The sequence below is a fragment of the Mesorhizobium sp. M0701 genome, assembly GCF_040320365.1.
Taxonomy (GTDB): Bacteria; Pseudomonadota; Alphaproteobacteria; order Rhizobiales; family Rhizobiaceae; genus Mesorhizobium.
Genome location: NZ_JAMYPO010000106.1, coordinates 1 through 1,727 on the forward strand (window position 1 = coordinate 1; position 1,727 = coordinate 1,727).

General features: G+C 63.2%; 2 pseudogenes. One reads left to right on the plus strand and one right to left on the minus strand.

Features of this window, described 5'->3' with window-relative positions:
• Positions 1-1,172, minus strand: a pseudogene (locus NKI24_RS35685) (IS110 family RNA-guided transposase); the annotation flags it as partial.
• A 245-nt stretch (positions 1,173-1,417) separates the two neighbouring features.
• On the opposite strand from NKI24_RS35685, the pseudogene NKI24_RS35690 reads away from it, so the two are divergent.
• A pseudogene (locus NKI24_RS35690) lies at positions 1,418-1,708 on the plus strand (integrase core domain-containing protein); the annotation flags it as partial.
• Positions 1,709-1,727: the final 19 nt, after the last annotated feature.

The following is a 1,727-nucleotide window of genomic DNA, read 5'->3' on the forward strand; positions in this document are numbered from 1 at the left end:
CCATCGGGAAGTCGCTGCTGCATAGGCAGCTTCCGCCTTCTCGACGCGGGATCGTTCTTCGGCGCGCTTGGCCGGGATGTTGTAGTCGAAGGCGGTGCCGCGTCTGGCATGGCTGGTCGGAAGGCCGGCACGCAGCTCGACCGATCTGAACTTGCGGGCGAGCAAGGCCGGCCGGGCCCAGATGTAGTCGGTATCTTTGCTCAGCATGTGCCAGATGATCATTGCAAGCTTGCGCGCAGTGGCGACGGCCGCGATGTGCTTCCCGCGGCGCGAGGCGATCCGCTTGTGGAAGGCGCGAAGAGGTCCTGGCGATCGCACCGCCGCCCATGCCGCCTCGACCAGCATCCCCCGCGCATGGCCGCGGCCCTGCTTCGTGATGCGCCCGTGATAGGCTGGCCCCTCACCGGACTGCCGCACGCTGGGATTCAGGCCAAGATAGGCAACGAGCTTCTGTGGATCGCTGAAGCGCCCTATGTCGCCGATTGCCGCGGCAACGCTCGCAGCCACGGTGACGTCGAGGCCGGGCAACGTCATCAGGCGGCGGATTGTCGGATCCTGAAGGGCATGTACGGCGATATCCGGGCTCGACTACCGTCAACGCCTCGTTGATCTGGTTAATCAAGCCGAGGTGGCGCTCGATGGCGGCGCGCTCATCCGCAGGCAATATTTGCCTCGTCAGCCATTTGCGCCCGCTGATCCCGACGAGGTTCCCATGCGGACACGGCGGGATCAGGTGGGCGTGGAGGATTGACTGGATCAGGTTCTTCAGCCGCGAACGCTGGCGAACCAGCTGTGTCCGCCTGGTGACCTGTCTTCGGAGGGTAAGGGTCCCCGGATCCGGAACCCAGACCTCCGGCAGAAAGCCCGAGGCGTAGAGCTTCGCAAGGACAGTGGCGTCGATCGTGTCAGTCTTCACCTTCGCGTGCGCGATCATGTGCACCTGCTTGGGATTGGCGATCACGATCCGATCGACGTAGGGTGACAGCACTTCAGCGACGGCAGCAGCATTGCCCATAGCCTCGATCACCACATGATCATCGTGGGTGAGTTCCTTCCTGGCGAACTCCTCGAGCTTATTGCGCAGCATTTGAACGCGGCCGAGCTTGACGATCTCGCCATCAAGCAACGACCTCGGCGGCTACGCGGTGTATGTCCATGCCGATAACACGCACGGTTCCCTCCATCGTTGGTCACGAACAGGGAGCGAGCGGGCAACACGACAAATACGGATCCGCGCTCGCAGCGCATCCGGGCGAGTCGTAGGGGCGGCCAGATAATGTGCTCGAACTCGCAGTTCATCTGCATACGACGGCCTGCCCGCACTTGCGTGCTCCCGGTGCCCCGTGGCCCGGATGCGCCAAGCTTAACGAACCTGACGTACCGAACAAACGATGGCACCAAGAACATCATGCCGGATAATGGCTTCATCGAGAGCTTCAACGGCCGACTGCGCGATGAACTGCTCAACGAGACGCTGTTTACTTCGCTGGCTCAGACGCGGGTCTCCATCGCCCTGTGGCGCGCCGACTACAACACCGCGCGGCCGCACTCCCAAATCGCCTGGCAGACACCGGCCGAGTTCGCTACCACCTTCAATCCGCGACGGTCGCTCGCGCTGCGCTATGCGAAAAGCTCCGCGCCAGCGCCCGTCGCTTCACCCGCCCAGCAGGGCACAACCCACGCCGGAAGCGAACTCAAAACTGGATAGAAACTGGGGGCAACGTCAC